The organism is Sphaerisporangium sp. NPDC088356 (genome assembly GCF_040685555.1).
Lineage (GTDB): Bacteria > Actinomycetota > Actinomycetes > Streptosporangiales > Streptosporangiaceae > Sphaerisporangium.
The window spans coordinates 1-18,832 of the sequence record NZ_JBFBIK010000093.1 but is presented as its reverse complement, the minus strand read 5'-3'; the positions used below and the strand labels follow the sequence as shown (position 1 = coordinate 18,832).

Sequence of the window (18,832 nt, the reverse complement as noted above, 5' to 3'; positions counted from 1 at the left end):
GCCGAGGTCGAGCAGTTCGTCGTAGAAGCCGCCGAACCCGGGTCCGGGGCTTGACGGCCGGCGGCCCTGAGCTACTGTTCTAGAACAGTCGAGGAGAGAGAAGACGATCATGCGCGAGATGTCCTGGTCCGGTCGGCAGGGCGTCACGGTGCCCGCCGCCGCCCGCGCGATGAGCGACCCCGGCGCCACCGGCCGGTTCGGAACCTACGGCGGGCGGTACGTACCGGAGTCGCTGATCCCGGCGTGCCACGAGATCGAGGCGGCGTTCCGTGAGGCCTGGAGCGACCCCGAGTTCCGCGGCAGGCTCGACACCCTGCTCACGGTCTATGCCGGCCGTCCCACTCCGTTGACCCCCGCCTGGCGGCTCTCCCATGAGCTCGGCATCACCCTGTTCCTCAAACGCGAGGATCTCGCGCACACCGGCTCACACAAGATCAACAATGTGATCGGCCAGGCGCTGCTCGCTCACCGGATGGGCAAGGAACGGCTGCTGGCCGAGACCGGCGCGGGCCAGCACGGCGTCGCCACGGCCACCGCCGCGGCGCTCCTGGGCCTCAAGGCGACCGTGTTCATGGGCGAGCGCGACATCGAACGGCAGGAGCTCAACGTTCTGCGGATGAACGTGCTGGGCGCGCAGGTCGTGCCGGTCACGACCGGGAGCCGCACCCTCAAGGACGCCTGCAACGAGGCGATGCGGCACTGGGTGTCGTCGGTGGACAACTCCTACTACTGCATCGGGTCGGTGATGGGCCCGCATCCCTATCCGTGGATGGTGCGCGAGTTCCAGCGGGTGATCGGTGAGGAGGCCCGCGCCCAGTGCGCCGCCGAACTCCCCCTCGGTGTGCCCGACTACGTGGTTGCCTGCGTCGGCGGCGGCTCCAACGCCGCGGGCACGTTCGCCGGCTTCGTCGACACCACTGCCCGGCTCATCGGGGTCGAGGCCGAGGGCGGCGCGGCGGCGACCTTCGGCAGGGTCGGGGTGCTGCACGGCTTCCGGTCGCTGGTCCTCCAGGACGAGGACGGCCAGGTGACGGAGGCCCATTCGGTCGCGGCCGGCCTCGACTATCCGGGGATCGGCCCCGAGCACGCCCATCTACGCGACGGGGGGCGCGCCCGCTACGAGACCGTGAACGACGAAGAGGTCGTCCAGGCGCTGCTGTGCCTGGCCCGTACCGAGGGAATCCTGGCCGCGCTGGAGTCCTCGCACGCCGTGGCCTGGGTGATCCGGGCCGCCAAGTCCGGCGAGATCGCGCCGGGGTCCACCGTGATGCTGACTCTTTCCGGCAGGGGAGACAAGGACATCGCCTCCATCAAGGAGCTGCTGTGACCGAATCCCTGGAAGAATTCCTGATCGCACGCCGTGGCGCGGGGCGTCCCCTGCTGGTGCCCTATGTCACCGCCGGGATCACCCCCGGGTGGACGGACCTCGTCCATGCCTACGCCGACGCCGGAGCCGACGCCGTCGAGCTGGGCTTCCCCTTCTCCGATCCCATGCTGGACGGCGTCACGATCCAGGAGGCCTCCGACCGGGCGATCGCGGCCGGGACCACGGTCAAGGGGATCCTCGAGGAGGTCGCGACGCTCGACGTCGACGTGCCGCTCATCGCGATGACCTACAGCAATCTGGTGGTGCAGCAGAGCGCGGCGGAGTTCTGTGCGGCGCTCACCGCGAGCGGGCTGCGCGGGCTGATCGTGCCCGACTCGCCCCTGGAAGAGGTCGGGGAGCTGGCGGACGCTGCGGCGGCCGAGGGCCTGGATCTCGTGCTGCTCGCCGCTTCGTCCTCCTCCCGGGCCAGACTGCGCGAGATCACCGAGCGCAGCCGGGGCTTCGTCTACGCCCTGACCCGCATGGGCACCACCGGCGAGCGCGGCGAGATTCCCGGGCAGGCCGCCCGGCTCGGCCGCGAGCTCAAGGGACTCACCGACCGGCCGGTCCTGTTCGGTTTCGGGGTCTCCAACCCGGCGCAGGCCGCCGAGCTGGCGGGTCATGCCGACGGCGTCGTGGTGGCTTCGGCGCTGATGCGCAAGCTCCTCGACGGCGCCCGGCCACGCGAGCTGGGAGAATACGTGGCGAGCATTCGACGCGCACTCGACCAGGGAGCCAGATGAGCAGTACGCCCCGCTACCGCGCCATCGCCGACGACCTGACCCACAAGATCAAGTCGGGCCACTACCGCGCGGGCGAGGCGTTGCCCGCGCAGCGTGAGCTCAGCGCCTTCTACGGCGTGACGATGATGACGCTGCGGCAGGCGTTGCAGGTCCTTAGCGGCGAGGGTCTGATCGTCCAGCGGGCTGGCCGTGGCACTTATGTGACGCCGGCCAGTGCGGAATACCCCCTCGACACGCTGCGCAGTCTCGGCGACGACCTACGCAGGCAGGGTTACCCCCTGCGGACCGAGGTGCTGTCCGCCGTGATCCGGCAGCCCCCGCGCTCGCTCACCCGGCTGCTGGGAGACGCGCCGGCCGAGCGCCGGGCCCTCCGGCTGGCACGCGTACGGCATCTGCTGGGCCGGCCCGCCGTCCACCAGATCTCCTGGATCGTCGAGCCGTACGCCTCGGCGATCAAGGGGACCGATTTCACCGAGACCCCGCTGTACACCGCGCTCGCCGACGTCGGCGCGCGAGTGCACCGGGCGACTGAACGGGTCAGGCCGGCCCTGCTCACCGCCCTGGTCGCGGCGCGGCTGCAGCACCCGGCGGGCAGCCCGGTCTTCGTCAGCGAACGGGCGACCTATGACGACCAGGGCGCCTTGGTCGTCATGGACCACGCCACGATCCTCGGCGAGTGGCTGGAGATCAGGGCCGAGCGCAAGGCCACGGACCTGTCGCTGCACTGGGTCTCCCAGCGCTGACCGTTCGCGGTCTGAGGATAAGATCCAGACGGCGACCCACGGGCGGAGTATCTGCTCAAGACCGCCACCGCCGCCCTCGAACCGCACAGGACCGGCTGGGCCACCAAGATCGAGGGCAACACGCTCCTGGCTCGGACCGCCGTCAGGACACCCGCGGCGACGAGCGGAGGTCAAGAAAGTTCATGGCCGTGGGCGCATTCGTCGCCGATACAGGCGCATCCTCGCCGTCAGTCGGTGATGGAAGCCCGGAAGCGGTAGCGGTCCCCTCGGTAGACCTGCACCGTCAGTTCGGGCGGCCGCCGTCCTGGTTGAAGGTGACCTGCTCGGCGACCAGCACCGGAGTCCCGTCCATGATCTCCAGCAGATCTCGCTCCTGAGCCTCGGGTTGCCGTGCCTCCACCGAGTAGTCCGCGACGCGGGGGAGCTGCGCCGGATCGGCGCTTCGCAGGGTCGCGTAGAGCGACGCGGCGGTGAAGTCGGTGTCGGCCAGCGAAGGACAGAGCGCCAGCGGCACCCGGTTGTGCTCCAGTACGACGACGAGGCCGTCGAGGAACCGCGCTCGATCGTTTGCACTCCACCCCGGTGCCGATTACCGCTGGCGAATGCCGAGGAGGTTGTTCTCGGCAGCAGGGGAATGGGCGGCTTCGCCGGGTTGATACTTGGTTCTGTGGGACTCGGGATGGCAGCCTTCGAGCAGCATGTGGATGCTGCGGCATCGGCCCAGGTGGTAACGGTCCGCCCGGCATATGCGGCGGCGAACTTGATCTGCTTGCTGCCGGGCAGGCCCAGCCCGCCCGTCAAGAGGGATCACGGCGTCCCACTCCACGGCCATCACGCCGGCTTCATAGACCGTGTCCCTCGTGCTCGCCGGCGTTCTCCGCCCGGGCCGGTAGGAGCAGGGCGGTGACGACCACAGCCACGGACAGCACCGCGCCGATGACGAAGGCCAGCCGCATGCCGCCGAGGTTGGCGAGCACCTCGGTGGCTCCCTCGGATTTCAGGGCATCGGCTCGCGCGGTCATCACGGTGATCACGAGCGCGGTGCCGATGGCCGCGGCGACCTGCTGGAGCGTGCTCAGGATCGAGCTGCCGTGGGAGTAGAGGTGCGAGGGAACCGCTCCGAGCCCGAGGGTGAACACCGGGGTAAAGGTCGCGGCCAGACTCACCATCAGCAGCGCGTGCAGACCGAGGAGCTGCCAGTAGGGCATGGTCATCGTGACCTGGGTGAAGCCGGCGAGCGCGAGCATGATCCCGATCGCGCCGGGGATGACCAGAACCCGGCCGCCGAACCTGTCGAACAGGCGGCCGATGGTCGGACCGAGCAGACCCATCGCGAGGCCGCCCGGCATCACGAGCAGTCCGGTCTGCAGGGCGCTGAGTTCGCGGACGTTCTGCAGATAAAGCGGCAGCAAGATCATTGAGCCGAGCATCGCCATGAAGGCCACCGACATCAGGATCAGCGCGACCGTGTAGGTGCGGTGCCGAAGGGTCCGCAGGTCCATCAGCGGCACGCCGCGCTTCTGCAACGACAGCTGGCGAGCGATGAAGACGGCGATGGTGACCAGGCCGGCCGCCACGATTCCGGCGGCAACGCCGACGTTGCCGCTGTCGAACCGGCTAAGCCCGTAGACCAGGCCGCCGAAGCCGGCCGCGGCGGTTGCCACGCTGAACCAGTCGATGGTGCTGAACTCAGGCTCGCCAATGTTCTTGAGCTGCCTCAGGCCGCCCCAAGTGATCACGGCGGCGATGGGGAGCACCACGGCGAAGAGCAGGCGCCAAGACCCGAGCTGAAGGATCACCCCCGAGATCGCTGGACCCATTGCGGGCGCGACCGAGATGGCCAGGCTGACGGTGCCCATCACCCGGCCCCGGTCGTTCTCCGGCACCACCTGCATCAGCGTCGTCATCAGCAACGGCATCATCACCGCTGTCCCGGACGCTTGGATGATTCGGGCGCCCAGCAGCACCTCAAACGACGGCGCGACGGCGGCCAACGCCGTGCCGAGTAAGAACAGACCCATCGCCGTGGCGTACGCATGGCGCGTGGACACCCGCTGCAGGAACCACCCGGTGATCGGGATGACCGCGGCCATGGTCAGCATGAAGGCGGTCGAGAGCCACTGCGCGGTCTGCTCGGTGATGTGCAGCGCCCCCATCAACTGCGGGATCGCGTTGATCATGATCGTCTCGTTGAGGATGACCACGAATGTGGCGAGCACCAGCAGTCGGATCACGGCCGGGGTGCGACCTGAAACGGTGGCCGCGGATCTGGCGAGTGAGTCGAGTTGTGGACTGGACACAGAACCTCGTTCGGGGTTTTCGGTCACAACGCGGTCATGGCTGGCGTCGCAGCCCTCGGTCTCACGAGCAGTTATAGCCATGCAGCAAATACTGACTGCAGCCACCGACAAAACTCATCGACCGCGACCAGCCTTGCGGCAAGCGACGTAGGACGTCACCTGGTTTTCGCCGACGGCGTCATCCGTGAAGAGCTGATCACAAAGAACGTCGGTCTTACTGTCATGCCGAACGCCAGCAAGTCGACCAAGAAGCGCCGCCGGCACACCACCTGGAGCGCCGACCAAGCCCGTCGCTTCCTCGAACACTCCGCAATGTCCACGACCCCCTGTACGCCGCCTACGTTCTGGTGCTCCTCCTCGGCCTGCGTCGCGGCGAAGTTCTTGGCCTGGTCTTGGACGGCGTCGACTTCGACGGTGAAGAGCTGTCGATCGACCACCAACTCACCCACGTCCACGGACTGCTCCACCGCGACAACACCAGACGGAAGGCTCGGCGACCTCCCTACCACTCCTGGGGCTCTGCATAGCAGCGCTGAAGGACCGCCGGCAGATTCAGGCCCAAGCCCGCCAGGACGCCGGCGACGCGTGGCACAAGAGCGACCTCGTCTTCACCACCAAGCACGGCTCCCCGCGTGGTCGGCGCCGTGCTCGCGGCCGGGCCACGTGCCGCGGTCGACCCAGATCGCGCGCAGGCCCGCAGCGCGTCCGCCGGTGACATCAGCGACGAGGTTGTCTCCAATCATCCAACCGCCACCATCGAGGGTCACACCACAGCGCTTGGCAGCGATCGGGACTGTAAGACACCAACGGGTCTGTCCCGGATTACTACGGGACAGACCCGTTGGCTGGACAGACCCCGGCCGTACGCCTCTCGTCCCAGTGTGAGAGGCGTACGGCCCTTATCGCGGCGCCTGTGGCAGCGGCACCATGAAATACCCCGGTGCCGTCCGGATCGGGCCGCCGCTACTCGATCCGGCGATCACCCCAGAGAGGTGTACGAAGGGCGGTGACACCGTCGGCACCGTAGGTGCACCGGACGCCTGATGACCTTCGATAAGAAGGATCGTGCACCAGGGAGCGAACGTGCCGCGATTGCAGTCATGCGGCCATACCCGTCAACCACACAACGTGTAGCTGTACATGGGCGACTGAGGATTAGTGGCATCGGTCGCGTAACCGACGACACAGACGGTGAGGTTGTCTCCGTACAGTTGGTCGCCGTAATAGCTGCTGCTGTAGCCACCGTATGTGGAGGTCGTAGCGTAGGGGGAAGGGCGGTAGGCGTATACGGCGATGTAGCTGCCCTGGGCGGTCTTGGTGATCTTGCCCCAGTTGGTGTGGCAGGTGAGCGACCATCGGAGCTGGATCTTGGCAAGATCCTGTCCCGCACTGTTGGTGACGTAGCCCACTGATGTGTCGTTGGCGTTGGCGGAGCAGCCAGTAACGGCGGGATCCGTGCCGTCGCACCCGTACCCAGAGCAAGTGGCGGCGCTGGCCGGGCTGGCGGTTACCGCCGGCACAATGCCGACCGTGCCGATGAGTACCGCTCCAGCGAGCAGTCGGCGAACAGCTCGTCGATGCATCGGAATGTCCCTTCTGTGAGATATGAGGTGGCTATATCCCGGTCTAGGGTCACGCATTATTGTCTGCTAGGGCGTCCAGAGATAGACAATGATTGTGGACAACCTGACAACTAGTGGGATGGTGTGCCATGCCGCGACCGGAGCGTCCGCTAGACCCTTCCGAGGGACCAGTTCAACAGTTCGCGACCGAGTTGAGGAAGCTGCGCGAAGAGGCGGGCAACCCCTCCTATCGGGAGCTCGCCGGGATCGCGCATTTCTCCAAGGCGACATTATCCGCCGCTGCCTCTGGACACCGTCTTCCAACATGGGAGGTGGCCAGAGCGTACGTTCAGGCATGCAATGGTGACCTCGACGAATGGCGAATTCGGTGGCGCAAGGCTCGGGAGCAGCTTGGACTTGGCAACGAGGAGGAGAGCGAGGCGCTTCTCGAACATGACGTCGATGACGTCGAACTGAAAGATGCCGAACCGACACCGGGGCGGGCGGTGAGCCTCACGAAGGCGGCGATCGCGGTGGGGTTTGTGGGTGTGGCAGCGCTAGGCGCCTGGGCATCCTTGTCGGACGCCCCTCCTACTAGTTCGCCTGGCACGCCCACCGTTACCGGTGGTCCGGTTAGCACCCCTACCGCCTCGCTCGGGCGTTTCATCGGTGGCAAGGAACCAGTCGAAGACAACCATGACCCAAAGAAGACTGGCTGCGCTTATGACCCGCAGGTCACCACGATTGACCGCGTAGAGGTCAATACCGCTGACGAGCATTATCTCGGCGAGTTGGAGCTCCGTCACTCACCGCAATGCAAGATGGCTTGGGGGCGGTTCACGCCCAGCAGTGCCATGACCTACATAGGAAATGCCAGGGTGCGAATCACTGCAATCCGGCCAGCCACAAATACCACCGGGCTGGCCTATCAGACCGACTTCGATGGACAGGCGGTTTTCGGCAACATCCTCAGCGAACAATCTGGATGTGTGATGATCATGGTGGTCGTTACGGCTGACAAAGCACGGGGATCTGCAGCAACCGACTGCAGACTGTAACTCGCCCCTGCGGCTGGTGAACCACCTACATCAACGACCAGCACCGTAGTCAGGTACGCAAGTGCTAGACCTTGAAGGGCTAGCAATTCGTGGTGGTATGAACACGTAACGCCAACGGTTAGTTACGCCAATGTGCTTTCGCAGTACAACCGCACTATGCGGTATCCCACACAGCGGAGGCCTGTCCCAGCAGGCACGTGCCAAGCGTGAGCAGGTCCGCTTCGAGGCGGCGGACATGTTCGAACGCGGCCTGGCCCCACCTGAGGTCGCTCGCCGCCTGCGGGTGACCCGGGCCTCCGCATGCTCCTGGAAGCACGGCGGGTCAGGAGCGCGGAGAGAAAGGCCCGGTCCTCAGCAGCGAATCTCAGCCGGGTGTCGGCACCGAGCTGCCGTTCAAGGACAGTGATCTGGTGGCGCAGGCGAGAATCTCAACATCCTTGTCCCGATCGCCCATCGGCAGCAACCGCAGCGCGGCGAAGGCGTTCGTGACAGTCAGATAGACCAGGCGAACAAGCACGGCCGATCATCATGTAGCACGTGCTTTTCCTCCTGACAGTCAGAGCTCGCGCACGCCCGGTGAAGCCCCACCTGGCCATGACCTGGGCGGATGTAATCATCGGCAAGCGCAGACCGGCCAGAACATTCGCAGCAGCAACATCGGGACGCTGACCCCGGCCAGAAGCAGCCCGAAGAACGAGAGGAACCCTGGTCCGCCCGTCATGAAGACGAGGTCACGCAGCGCCGACGCCACCGGCGGACTGTCCGCCACCCGGGAGGCGGTCCAGCCGGTCCAGCCGGTCAAGCCGGACAGGGCGGTGAACCCGCTGGCGATCACGCCGCCGGCGAGGGTGATTGCCGAGCCCGGTGCGGTGATACCCAGCGCCCGCAGCCTCCGGTAGGCAGTGGCGCTCCAGATGGCAAGCGGCACGGCCGCGCCCAGCGCCAGGAACGCCGAGAGCCGCAGCGTCGACGCGTGGTCACGCGCGTACGCGAGCACCTCCGATGCAGCCGCATCCGGGCGGGGGACGCGCGAAGACGGCGAGAGCCACGCTCGCCAGCTGCTCCCAGTTGGCCGCGGCGTCGGACTCGGACAGTCTGGCCAGCCCGTAGCCGATCCCGCCGACTGCGGCCAGCCCGCGACGGGGAGGGCAACGCGTCGCAAGCCGACCGAGCCTCTCATGCACTTATGGTGACAGTGCGCGATCTATCTGGCGATAGTGCGACGGCTTGGATCTCCGCGAGGGTGGCCGCCTCTCCGCCGCGGCGCGAGCGCTGCCCGGTCCGAGGGCCTACCGCAGGCCTCGCCGTGCCGGTGGCGGGCGGTCAGGCTCGCGAGCGCTCCTTCAGCCACGCATCGAATTCGGTGGCCACCAGCCGCTCGCCGGTCACCCCTTCGGACTCCGCGGCGCACAGCCAGCGGACGGGGGCCGCCATGACGGCCGGATCGAGCAAGGAGCCGGTGAGCTCGTCGGGCACGTCGTCGGGGATCATCCCGGTGGCCGTGGCGCCGCCCGGCAGCAGGATGTTGACGGTGACGCCGGACCCGGCGAGGTCGGCGGCCATGATGGCGGACAGGGATTCCGCGCCCGCCCGGGACGGACCGTACGGGACGAAGCCCCGGCGTCGCATGGTCTCGTAGTTCATCGAAATATTGATGATCTTGCCGTGCCCCCGCTCGACGAAGCGCGGCGCGATCTCGCGAGCGACGAGGAAGTAACCCGTGAGATTCGTGTCGACGACGTCCCGGAAGCCCGCGGGATTCACCTCCCAGAAAGGCCGCGGCTCGGTGAGGAATCGGGGGTTGACGTGCCGCATCCCCAGACCGGCGTTGTTCACCAGGACGTCCAGGCCGCCCAGCCGGCGGAACGACTCCTCGGCGCCGTGCCGTACCGACTCCTCGTCGCGGACGTCCATGACGATGCCGTCCACCCGACCGGGGGTTTCGGATAGCGCGGACACCGCCGCCCGCAGCCGCTCCTCACCGCGGCCCGTTATCAGCACATGGGCACCCCCGTCGGCCAGGGCCCGAGCCATCGCCAGACCCAGGCCGCTGCTCCCCCCGGTGATGAGTACACGAACGTCCGTTACATCAGGCACGGCAGCCTTCCTTTCCCCAGAGGGATCCACGTTAGCCTCCGCTCCGGCCGACGCCGTACGCACCCTCAGCCGGCATATCGAGCACTGATCCTGCGATGGAGAAACGGCCCAGCGCCGGAGATGCCCCGGAACCGGCACCCTGGTTTCCCGCCCCGCGGTCAGAAAGGGGGAGACGATGCGACGCTTCGCCGGTTGGCTGGCCGACTCCGGACCGGTCATCATCCTGGCGGCAATCGCCGGCGCCGGATCGTTCACCCACATCCGCGACACCGCCACCGTCCACGGACAACACGGCTGGATGGCCTGGGCCATCGCCGCGTCCCCCGGCGAACAAGGGGTGGACCAACTCGGGGGAGACCCACGACTCCCGGGGCCTCAAGCACCGAGCCAAGGACGACACCCGGGAGATTCCGATCCCCGCTGGCCTCCCGGCCGTACGACCTGCGTCACGCCGCTGTCTCCCTGTGGCTCAACGCCGGGGTTCAGGCAACCGAAGTGGCCAAGCGGGCCGGCCATAGTGTCGATGTGCTCCTGAGGGTCTACGCCAAGTGCATCGAGGGACAGCGGTCTCGCGCCAACCGGCAGATCTCCGACGCCCTCGACGACTGATCATTCTGTCCCATGTCGAAGGCCCTGGAGCTACTCCAGGGCCTTCAGCGTGCCTGGCTACTGCTGCCATACTTTGCCAGTGGTCGAGCAGCTCGAACGAGACTCCACGGCTCGTCGTGCGTGGCCGTGGTTGGTCCTGGCGGTGCTTGCCTCGCTGGTGCCGTGGGTGCTCGTGGCCTCGACGGAGAGCGGTTATGTCCACTACATACCGCTGGTCTCCTTCGCCGCTCTCTTCATGGGCGTTGCCGCACGCTCACTCTTCGTCCTGGACATCTTCATCACGGGCAATCTGCCGTTGCTCGTCCTACTCGCGGCTGTCTGTTGCCGTAGGTGGCGGGCTGCCGGAATGGTTGTCGCGGCCCTCCTCGGGGCTATGGCGGTCATCAACCTGACGTACTTCCTCGGCGGGCTTCCCCGGGAGTTCACGCCCGCAGATCTCAGCGCCAGCTCCCAACCGGACTTCTATCTGAGCACTGGGCAACCCGGGATTGCGATGCTGGCGGCGGTTGCGTATGCCTTCGCCGCTGTAATGCTCGTCGTCGGGTCACGTCGCGGGAAGGTGCCGACTCGCCCCGCGAGTGCCTGACCTGCTAGCCACAATCTGGGAAAACGTCGTCAAGATCGGATCGCATATGGTTCGCGATCATTGACCTACGGCTGCATACGACGGCACTCGGTTGCATGTGATCGCTGAGAGAGGACAAGCTGAGCCCCAGGTCAGGGGCTAAGCGGCTGGTCAGGAGAGTGCCCCCGGCAGGATTCGAACCTAATGACTCCGTACGACTCCGAGTTCGCGACTCGGGTGCTCGTCCCTGAAGCCTCGATTCGAACTGGAGCATGACTCCTGACCGCAGGCCGTGCGTCATGGGCGAGTCCTGGCGGGTGGCGGTCGACGGGGACCGAGTGAACGCCTATTGCGATACCGGGCCTGGAGCCCCCTGCTAAGGCAGTGCGCCTCGGTCCCCGTCGATCACCGCCCGCCTTCGCCCATTTTCGGCAAGATCGTGGCAGTGAATCAGCCGCAGGAGACACCGCTCGCATCTACCGGGGCCGTCGAGCCCTTGTGCAGCGTGCGGGCCTGCGGCCAGCTGGGGTCACGAACTGCTTATCGGATGTCGAGCCGTCGAGCTCTCTCATTAGGGCGTGGCGTGCCCCTGCGCGGCTCACCTGCCACAACGACCGACAAAGGAGATACTGTTGACAGTGACGTGCGGGATCGACTGGGCAGAGAAACACCACGACGTCGCCCTGGTCGACGAGACCGGAAAGCTCGTGGCTAAACGGCGCATCAGCGACGACGCCCAAGGATGGCGGATCCTGGTCGAGCTGCTGGCCGAACACGGCGACCGCCCCGACGAGCAGATCCCCGTCGCGATCGAGCCCAGCCGGGGGCTGCTGGTGTCCTGCCTGCGCGCCACCGGCCGCAAGGTGTACGCGATCAACCCGCTCGCCGTGGCCCGCTACCGCGAACGCCACACCGTCGCCCGCGCCAAGTCCGACCACGCCGACGCCATGACCTTGGCGAACATCCTGCGCGTCGACGCCGACCACCACCGGGCACTGCCGGACGACTCCGAGCTGGTGCAGGCGATCGCCGTGCTGGCCAGCGCCCACCAGGACGCGGTCTGGAACCGCCAGCAGCTGGCCAACCAGCTCCGGTCGCTGCTGCGCGAGTACTTCCCCGCGGCGTTGAAGGCCTTCCACGTCAAGAACATCGGCCTGACCTCCCGCGAGGCCCGCGCCGTCCTTCAAGCCGCGCCGACACCCACCGCGGCCGCCAAACTCACCACCCGCCGACTGCACGCCCTGCTGCGCGCCTCGGGCCGGCAACGCAACATCGCCACCTGGGCAGAGCGGCTACAGGCGCTGTTCGGCGAAGAACACCTTTGCCGGTTCCCACTGGTCGAGGAAGCGCTCGGCCGCCAGACCCAGGCCCTGCTGCTGCAGCTGGACGCGGCCTGCCGCGCCGCCGACGAGCTCGCCGAGGCCACCAGCGAGGCCTTCCACCAGCATCCCGACGCGGCCATCATCACCAGCTTCCCGGGCCTTGCTGACCTGACCGGCGCCCGCGTGCTCGCCGAACTCGGCGACGACCGTACCCGCTTCGCCGACGCCCGCGCCCTGAAGGCCTACGCCGGCGCGGCCCCCATCACCCGTGCCTCCGGCAAGAGCCTGGTGGTCCACCACCGCAAGGTGAAGAACCAGCGCCTGGCCGCCGCCGGGTACGTCTGGGCCTTCGCCGCCCTGCGCGCACCAGGCCCCCGGGCCCACTACGACCGCCGGCGCGCCGAAGGCGACCGGCACTCCAGCGCGCTACGCAACACCTTCAACCGGATGCTCGGCTGTCTTCACCACTGCCTGCAGAAAGGCACGACCTACGACGAACACGTGGCCTTCCCCACGCGCCTGGAGGCTGCCGCTTGACGTCTTAGGCAGAGAGGTAGAGCGCCGTCTGTGTGTGCCTCTTCTCACTGTATTCGGTGGACGATCTTGCGTCGCCGTCTTCGTGGACTTCCCGGCCGTCGGCTCCTCGGCAACGCCCCCCTCGCCACGAACGGCTCGGCCCTACGCTCACGCAACTGAGTACGAATACTCATGCGCCGTTCTGGCGGCCTTCATACGCTTCGATCATGCTTGTGAAGCTGACCGCCACCGGGTGGTGGCTCGGGTGGGCAGCCGCAGCCGCCGCCGGCCTCTGGCTCCGGTGGACGCCCCCTCGGGACGTCGGCAACGACCGCTGGAAACTGGTGGCCGCCCAGCCGTCGGTCACCTATGGACAGGTCATCGCCACCGGCGAGCACGACGCCTGGGCCGTCGGCTGGGACATCCTCGGCGTCGGCGCCTGGCTGCCGGTGGTCGACGGCCCACACCGCCCCACGGTCTTCCACTGGGACGGCGACCGCTGGACGAAAAGCGACTTCCCGGTGAGACGCGGCGACATCAGCTCAGTCGCCGCGTCCGCCCCCTCCAACGTGTGGGCCCTCGCCAACGACGAGAGCGGCACCTCCGTCCTGCGCTGGGACGGACACAACTGGGCGATCGCCCAGAAGCTGCCCGGTACGTGCCTCGCCGTCACCGCTGACAACGACGTGTGGGTCTTGGGCGACTACAAGGCCTGGCACTACAACGGCGCCACCTGGTCGGAACAGAGCGTCTCCTTCCGCGCCTTCCGGGTCAGCGCCCGCTCCGCCTCCGACATCTGGGCCCTCGACGGCGACGCCCCCTGTGTGCACCACTTCGACGGCCAGGTCTGGACCCGAGTCAACCTGACCCCGACGCTACCCAAGGCCCCACCCCCGTCCGACAATTCCCCGCCCGACCCGACCGGCCCTCGGCTGACCGCCATCACCGCCGACCCGTCCGGCATCTGGATCACCGGGGAGATCGGGGCGTCGTCGTTCCTGCTCTCCCAGACCGGTTCCGGCTGGCGCAGCGAGGACACCTCCGCGAAGGCCGGACGCATGATCCGTGACCTCCCACCCGTCCCCGACGGCAGGGGCGGCCACTGGTTTCTCGGCTCCACCGACATCAACGGTTACGACTCCGCCCTCGCCCACCGCGCCCCCTCCGGCCACTGGACCAGGGTTCCGTCCGGCGGCGAACTGACCTCGCTGTCGGCCGTCCCCGGCGGCCCGCTCCTGGCCACCGGACTGATCGGCAAAGCTTCAGGCGTCTTCCGCAACCTTCCCTGAAGAGGACCCTGCAGAAGCAACCAGTCGGACATGACTTGACAGGTTAGGCAGATCGGATGTCTGCGGCACCCGTTTTAGGAGAGCGATGATCCTTCAGCGTGAGCTATGGCCTTGATCTGCCTAAACGCCTTGGTCAGCCCTCACGCCCTGCTTGATCATTTCGCGTAGAGTTCACGTCCGTCCAGTTGTCACCTCCTTCCCTGGTGGCCGAAGCCGGCGTCACCCCGTTCCCGGCATGGCACGCGTTGTGGGCACGACGACAGAGAACGGGAAGCCGATCATTGCGTCTACCACACGATCATCCAGCGGCTCGTCCGCCTGATGACGTTCTGGCCGGACTGTCGTCACATGGCCCGTCGGAACAACCTTCACCACGTTTGGGAATCCCGACGGTGGTCGAGAAGGGTGGGGCGAACTGTCCGGCGGTGGGACCTGGGATGGCAGAGGATCGCCTACCTCACCTGGTTGTTCCACGCCCTCGCAGTCCGGAAGATGATCGTTTCGGAGGGTGCTCAGGCGATTTCGTCCCGCCGATGGCGTTCGATATTCAGACGCACTCCACCTCGCCCTATGGTCGCGGGGCTTTCTCCACTGGACTGCAACGTGTTTGGCAGCGAGTCCAGGCTTGCCGCCAATGACAGAACCTCTGAGCAGGCCATAGCGACCGAGTCTTGAAGGTCGTCACGCGCCTCCCTAGGGAACGGATTGTTCCGCCTGGCCGCGTCCAAGTTCTGCATATTCTGCACGAGCATTCTGAGGTCCCGGTTGGCGCGGCGAACCGGCCCGAGTTGAAGCCGGACGGCTTCGATGGCCTCTGTCGCCTTGACTTGTCGGGACGTCCGTATCTCACTGTCCAGACGCGTGGATATGGCCTTGAGTGACTCGACGATATCCGTTGTCGCATCGTTCAGAAGCTTGAATCTTTCGTCGTGGTCGTCGGCGTCCAGGGCGTCATTCAGGCTAGTCTCCGCTTTCGCCATGAGCTTAGATTGGTCCGAGAGGAACTTTTCCAGCTCACCGGCCAAGGTCAGCCGACCCTTCCCGTCCAGCGCTCGTCGACGCGAGAACGGAGCCTGCGGACGGCTTTCTGGATGTCACCGAGCGTGCGGGTGTCGGCCTGCTGCTCGCGGGCGAGGGCCAGCAGTTCGAGTAGCTCTCCGAGCACCCGCCGGACGGAAGAGGCCATTTGGACGGATTCCAGATCCGACTGGAGTTCCCGCGCCCGCCGGATGAGCGGGACGGATCGCGGTCCCAGCCCGGACGGTGTGGTCTGAGAAGGGATGCCCTCAACTGCTGCGATGAGGTCATTCAGTGCCTTGATGATTCCAGCTTCCCGCGCCGGCCGGCGGAAGGGCAGCACGTTGCTGGGCGAAGTTTCGCGCCCGGAGTCGTGGCTCGTGGCCTGTTCGCGGGGCGGCAGGGGGGCGCGGTCGGTGGCGCACGCTTCGGTCGGCGAGGTCGCCCAGTTGAGGGACGTCGAGGGGGACGGGAAGAGAGTGTCCATAGCGAGCGCGGCGACCTCGAGATACCACCACCGATCCGCTTCGCAGGTATCGTCCCGTGCCATGGATCGGAGGGCGCGTCCAAGGAGTACCAGCAGGGTCTGATTCTCCACATCCAGCGGCTCGATCGATGAAAGCCAGGAGCCGGCAGCTTTGTGGATCAGCAGCGAGAAGTCGAGGTAGCCCTGGAGAGGAACGGAGCGCAAGACCCTTTTCGGCCTCACCACTGTCTCGGCCAACGCGCTGCGGAGTGCCAAGTGCGGCGTCAGCGACGGCAGCCAGGCTGCGGCGGCCGCCAGCAGGAGCCTCATCGGATCGTGCGCTCGTGGGCCCTGGTCATCGAAGTGCTCAAGATCAATGAGGAGGAACTCGTCGTCCTTGATACGTTTCTCTGATTCGCCGGTTACCGGTACGAGAATGTTCCCGAGGTGCAAGTCGCCGTGGGTGTTGCCTTTCAATATCTTGAAGGGCTTCTGCCATGAGGGATGTCGTCCCTGCAGCAGGGCGAGCGGATTAGGCAGGGGTGTAGTTCGGCCGCGGAGGGTGATGAACTCCTCCTCTTCGTTCAAGCCGTTTGCTTTGGCGAACTCGCGGATCGCTGCTGTGCGGTCGACTCGCTCTGCAAGGAACTGCTGGATGAAATGGCAGGCAGGCTCTTCGTGGTTGAAGGACGTGCCGCCGTTCCAATGCTGCATCATCGTGGTGAGGACGGTCGAACAGACGCGAGGAAAGTCCGGGTGGTCCTGAAGTTCGGCCAATGGCGTCATCGTTCCCGAATCGGTGAGGGCAAGCGACTGCTGGTACGCGCGCCATGGCCCGCCGGGCAGGGGCTTGGGAGAGTCCTTCCAGATCAGCAGATGTTTTCGGAAGCGGTCAGGGATCGACGCTTTGGCTTTGGAGAGCGAGGAGACTTGAAAGGAGGTGAGTTGGAGTGCCGCCTTTAGGACGATGTCCTCCGGCCCCAGGTCTCCGTTGTGCGGATAGCGCCGCATGACCACGACGTAGGCGCCGCTGTGGCCGGAGAGCCACCGCCGATATTCCAGATCGAAGTCTTCGAGTTCGACCCAGGCTTGGATATACTCGGCGAGCTCGGCGACATGTTCGCCTTTGCCTTCGCTCAGCCATTTGTCCTTGTGGAGGAACCGGCCTTTGGGCACGATGGCCTGCCTTCCGAACGCAGTCGGCTCGGGTGGTACGCGCACCGTAACACGAGGGGCGGCTGACGAGGATGGACGCAGACCGATGACAGATTCCTCTTCCGGACATACGGTCGTGGTGTGACACAGCCGATACAGCAAGGTTCGTCGCCGAACAGGATGGTTGAGACGCTAGAGCTGGTGAGATGGCATATAGAGCGTTATGACCGCCTTCGTGCCTCTACCGCCGCGCGTGCGTCGGTAGTGTTGAGCGCAGGGGCCATTCTCTCGGCAGGGAACGCGGTGATCCTCTCGCAGGTCGTCAACCTGTCGGAGAAGCGGCTTGGGCCATGGTCGGCCGCAGTGTTCGGGCTTGGCTTGCTCGTCAGCGTGAGCCTGGTGGTCCTCTCGCTGCTTCAGGCGTCGGGTGTGCTGGTGGCGTTGAAAGGTAGTCGCGAGATTTACACGGACGCGAGCACGACGCCCACCGGTCTGTTTTTCAGCGCGAGCGACACGGTCTCCCGATTGTCGACCTTCCAGGAGTTTCAGGAGGCGATGGCAGCGCAGGCTCAGGCGGACATCGTAGAGGCGGCCCAGGTCGAACTCTGGATCGTGATCCGGCAGCACCGGCGGCGCTACCAGCGCCTGCGGGCGTCCGTTCAAGCCCTCCGCTGGGCCGCACTGGTCTTCTTGATCGCACTGGCCGGCCTGATGATCACCGTCCTCTTGAACGGCTTCTGACGCGGCCTGTACCGAAGCAGCGCGCCGGACGGGGGGCCAGGGTGGGTGTTCGTCTCCGGTCATATTGTGGACCCGGCCCGCCCCTCGATGTTCCTGGCCCATGCCCCGGCTGCAAGTGGCTGCGTGCTATCCGTTCCACCCCATGCTCATAGGGGTCGCCAAGGACGAGTGGAGCAAGGTCACCGGATTTCAGCGCGTCCGGTCTACCATGAGAATTTTCGCCGCTACCGTCTACGCGCAGCAGCAGCGCGGCAAGGCTGGCGATTGGGTACCTGCGCTGATCGGTCCTGGCGACCTGCCCCTCAGCGACTCCGCCGTTCGCGAGGCGCTGCTCGGCTCCGGTCTCGTCGAGGACGACCGCACCATCTCAAACTATTCTGTGGCCAGCCATGGCTGAGCCGTTGTGGCGTCGGCTTGGAGAACGCGAGCCGTACATGAGCTGCGGATGCGTCCGAGAACCGCCACCTCACGCGCGAATCGAGCACGAAACTCGTGGTCACTGGCGAGCGAGGGGTGGATGAGCTTGACTACAACGCGTTCACCTCGGTTGTTCACGTCGGCGAACACCGTGCCCATGCCGCCGGAGCCTAGATGTACTCGGTCATGGCGTTGGTGACAGTCGGCTGATCGGTGGAAGGCCGTTGAGTGCGGTGTGACGTCGTTGAGTGTTGTAGTACTCCAGCCATGGTTGCTGACTGCGGATGGTGCTCCAATACGCCAGCGTCCGCATTCGCTCTCGGTGACGCACGGGACTCCCGACGATCAGCCGGGCGTGATGCCGGGGGCGGCATCCGGCTCGCGTCACCACATCGCTCGGTGGCAAGCCGACCCCGAACACAAGAGCGGGTACCGATACCATGCCTCTGCGCTGCTGATCTGTATCTCGTTGTCTGTCATCGTTTCCAGCTGTTTCCGTGCTGTGTGCCCTCATAGTGCCCTGATTCCTCCTCGGCTGCCCCCTGGTTGACGGTCGTTTGAGACGGTGGGCGGGGAGGTCGGGCCACGCATTGAGAGAGGGCTTGTACTCCTCCGACGAGCCGTCGGCGGGTCACGTTAACGAAGTTCAGCCGTGCCGTTTCGTTGGACTCTCGCGCCTGCGCCCAAGTGCCCGCAGAGCAGAGTTCACCCTTCTCTATGGGGTGACTGAGGTGCTCCAGAGATTCCGGACATACCGCCCGATAGGGTGGTAATAGTCCGAAGGAGATGGGAACGTGCCGAAAGGTTCCAAGCGCAGGTTCAGCCAGGAGTTCAAGGACGAGGCTGTGCGCATGGTTCTCGACGGT

19 protein-coding genes and 4 pseudogenes are annotated in these 18,832 nt (G+C 66.2%); 12 read left to right on the top strand and 11 right to left on the bottom strand.

Annotation, left to right across the window (positions count from 1 at the left end; all coding sequences use genetic code 11):
• Positions 1-109 precede the first annotated feature (109 nt).
• From trpB to AB0O34_RS27260, 3 genes are read left to right on the top strand one after another with little or no spacing between them, the layout of a single operon-like run.
• A complete protein-coding gene (trpB, locus tag AB0O34_RS27270; RefSeq protein WP_363920036.1) occupies positions 110-1,327 on the top strand; it encodes a tryptophan synthase subunit beta in 1,218 nt (405 codons plus the stop codon).
• The gene (trpA, locus tag AB0O34_RS27265; protein ID WP_363920034.1) at positions 1,324-2,109 is read left to right on the top strand and encodes a tryptophan synthase subunit alpha; all 786 of its coding nucleotides are present in this window, start codon (positions 1,324-1,326) and stop codon (positions 2,107-2,109) included. Before trpB ends, trpA begins: the two co-directional genes overlap by 4 nt.
• Positions 2,106-2,852 (top strand): GntR family transcriptional regulator, encoded by a 747-nt coding sequence (locus AB0O34_RS27260; protein ID WP_363920032.1) that lies wholly within the window; start codon positions 2,106-2,108, stop codon positions 2,850-2,852. The genes trpA and AB0O34_RS27260 overlap by 4 nt, the downstream gene beginning before the upstream one ends.
• A gap of 283 nt (positions 2,853-3,135) precedes the next feature.
• On the opposite strand, the pseudogene AB0O34_RS27255 reads toward AB0O34_RS27260, so the two are convergent.
• From AB0O34_RS27255 to AB0O34_RS27235, 5 genes and pseudogenes are all read right to left on the bottom strand, one after another.
• Positions 3,136-3,402, bottom strand: a pseudogene (locus AB0O34_RS27255) (UTRA domain-containing protein); the annotation flags it as partial.
• Positions 3,403-3,694: 292 nt separating this feature from the next.
• Complete coding sequence (locus AB0O34_RS27250; protein WP_363920052.1) at positions 3,695-5,257, bottom strand: MDR family MFS transporter; 1,563 nt, start codon at positions 5,255-5,257, stop codon at positions 3,695-3,697.
• A 50-nt stretch (positions 5,258-5,307) separates the two neighbouring features.
• Entirely contained in the window at positions 5,308-5,607 is a 300-nt protein-coding gene (locus AB0O34_RS27245; RefSeq protein ID WP_363920030.1) for a hypothetical protein, read from the bottom strand.
• 153 nt (positions 5,608-5,760) lie between these two features.
• The gene (locus tag AB0O34_RS27240) at positions 5,761-5,919 is read right to left on the bottom strand and encodes an HAD hydrolase-like protein (RefSeq protein WP_363920028.1); all 159 of its coding nucleotides are present in this window, start codon (positions 5,917-5,919) and stop codon (positions 5,761-5,763) included.
• Positions 5,920-6,267: 348 nt separating this feature from the next.
• Positions 6,268-6,735 (bottom strand): DUF2690 domain-containing protein, encoded by a 468-nt coding sequence (locus AB0O34_RS27235; protein WP_363920025.1) that lies wholly within the window; start codon positions 6,733-6,735, stop codon positions 6,268-6,270.
• Between the two features lie 128 nt (positions 6,736-6,863).
• Between AB0O34_RS27235 and AB0O34_RS27230 the strand changes: the two genes are divergently transcribed.
• On the top strand, positions 6,864-7,772 hold the full coding sequence (locus AB0O34_RS27230) for a helix-turn-helix domain-containing protein (RefSeq protein WP_363920023.1): 909 nt from the start codon (positions 6,864-6,866) through the stop codon (positions 7,770-7,772).
• A 130-nt stretch (positions 7,773-7,902) separates the two neighbouring features.
• On the top strand, positions 7,903-8,178 hold the full coding sequence (locus AB0O34_RS27225) for a helix-turn-helix domain-containing protein (RefSeq protein ID WP_363920021.1): 276 nt from the start codon (positions 7,903-7,905) through the stop codon (positions 8,176-8,178).
• Here AB0O34_RS27225 and AB0O34_RS27220 read toward each other — a convergent pair.
• The 3 genes from AB0O34_RS27220 to AB0O34_RS27210 form a co-directional block, all read right to left on the bottom strand.
• On the bottom strand, positions 8,137-8,289 hold the full coding sequence (locus tag AB0O34_RS27220) for a hypothetical protein (protein ID WP_363920055.1): 153 nt from the start codon (positions 8,287-8,289) through the stop codon (positions 8,137-8,139). The two genes, AB0O34_RS27225 and AB0O34_RS27220, sit on opposite strands and share 42 nt — an antisense overlap.
• Before the next feature lie 96 nt (positions 8,290-8,385).
• Positions 8,386-8,769 (bottom strand): hypothetical protein, encoded by a 384-nt coding sequence (locus AB0O34_RS27215; RefSeq protein WP_363920019.1) that lies wholly within the window; start codon positions 8,767-8,769, stop codon positions 8,386-8,388.
• A gap of 326 nt (positions 8,770-9,095) precedes the next feature.
• The gene (locus tag AB0O34_RS27210) at positions 9,096-9,869 is read right to left on the bottom strand and encodes an SDR family oxidoreductase (RefSeq protein WP_363920017.1); all 774 of its coding nucleotides are present in this window, start codon (positions 9,867-9,869) and stop codon (positions 9,096-9,098) included.
• Positions 9,870-10,044: 175 nt separating this feature from the next.
• Here AB0O34_RS27210 and AB0O34_RS27205 point away from each other — a divergent pair.
• From AB0O34_RS27205 to AB0O34_RS27185, 5 genes and pseudogenes are all read left to right on the top strand, one after another.
• A pseudogene (locus tag AB0O34_RS27205) lies at positions 10,045-10,185 on the top strand (DUF2637 domain-containing protein); the annotation flags it as partial.
• Position 10,186: 1 nt separating this feature from the next.
• Positions 10,187-10,478, top strand: a pseudogene (locus AB0O34_RS27200) (site-specific integrase); the annotation flags it as partial.
• 142 nt (positions 10,479-10,620) lie between these two features.
• Complete coding sequence (locus AB0O34_RS27195; protein ID WP_363920015.1) at positions 10,621-11,064, top strand: hypothetical protein; 444 nt, start codon at positions 10,621-10,623, stop codon at positions 11,062-11,064.
• 611 nt (positions 11,065-11,675) lie between these two features.
• Entirely contained in the window at positions 11,676-12,902 is a 1,227-nt protein-coding gene (locus AB0O34_RS27190) for an IS110 family transposase (protein WP_363920013.1), read from the top strand.
• A gap of 206 nt (positions 12,903-13,108) precedes the next feature.
• The gene (locus AB0O34_RS27185; protein WP_363920011.1) at positions 13,109-14,170 is read left to right on the top strand and encodes a hypothetical protein; all 1,062 of its coding nucleotides are present in this window, start codon (positions 13,109-13,111) and stop codon (positions 14,168-14,170) included.
• 512 nt (positions 14,171-14,682) lie between these two features.
• On the opposite strand, the gene AB0O34_RS27180 is transcribed toward AB0O34_RS27185, so the two are convergent.
• The gene (locus AB0O34_RS27180; protein WP_363920009.1) at positions 14,683-15,195 is read right to left on the bottom strand and encodes a hypothetical protein; all 513 of its coding nucleotides are present in this window, start codon (positions 15,193-15,195) and stop codon (positions 14,683-14,685) included.
• Positions 15,196-15,197: 2 nt separating this feature from the next.
• Complete coding sequence (locus AB0O34_RS27175; RefSeq protein WP_363920007.1) at positions 15,198-16,829, bottom strand: hypothetical protein; 1,632 nt, start codon at positions 16,827-16,829, stop codon at positions 15,198-15,200.
• Positions 16,830-17,111: 282 nt separating this feature from the next.
• On the opposite strand from AB0O34_RS27175, the gene AB0O34_RS27170 reads away from it, so the two are divergent.
• Positions 17,112-17,549, top strand: coding sequence for a hypothetical protein (locus AB0O34_RS27170; RefSeq protein ID WP_363920005.1), 438 nt, complete (start codon positions 17,112-17,114; stop codon positions 17,547-17,549).
• A 100-nt stretch (positions 17,550-17,649) separates the two neighbouring features.
• On the top strand, positions 17,650-17,946 hold the full coding sequence (locus AB0O34_RS27165; protein WP_363920003.1) for a DUF499 domain-containing protein: 297 nt from the start codon (positions 17,650-17,652) through the stop codon (positions 17,944-17,946).
• A 204-nt stretch (positions 17,947-18,150) separates the two neighbouring features.
• Here AB0O34_RS27165 and AB0O34_RS27160 read toward each other — a convergent pair.
• Positions 18,151-18,237: pseudogene (locus AB0O34_RS27160) on the bottom strand (integrase core domain-containing protein); the annotation flags it as partial.
• Positions 18,238-18,832: the final 595 nt, after the last annotated feature.